1 protein-coding gene is annotated in these 350 nt (G+C 28.0%); it reads left to right on the forward strand.

Features of this window, described 5'->3' with window-relative positions; translation table 11 throughout:
- A partial coding sequence (locus ACFHWD_RS20705) for a helix-turn-helix domain-containing protein (RefSeq protein WP_378062955.1) occupies positions 1-350 on the forward strand: 350 nt, incomplete at both ends.

The following is a 350-nucleotide window of genomic DNA, read 5'->3' on the forward strand; positions in this document are numbered from 1 at the left end:
TTGTATTTTGCTGGAACTTTTGGCTGTGTCAGATTTATATATAACAAAATGCTGGCTGATAGAATTAAATCATACAAGGAAAACAAAGATTTGGATATTAAAAAGATTAAGTATCCTACCCCGGCACAGTATAAAAAAGAATTTGAATGGCTTAAAGAAGTTGACAGTCTTGCTCTGGCAAATGCTCAAATGGATCTAAATAAAGCATATAAAAATTTCTTTAGAGATAAATCAATAGGTTTCCCTAAATTCAAAAGTAAGAAAAGTAACTATAACAGTTATACAACCAATAATCAAAATGGAACAGTTTATATCAAAGATGAACATATTAAATTACCTAAATTAAAATC

Origin of the sequence: Clostridium sp. MT-14, from assembly GCF_042436595.1 — a bacterium.
In the GTDB taxonomy this organism is placed as follows: Bacteria; Bacillota; Clostridia; order Clostridiales; family Clostridiaceae; genus Clostridium_B; species Clostridium_B aromativorans.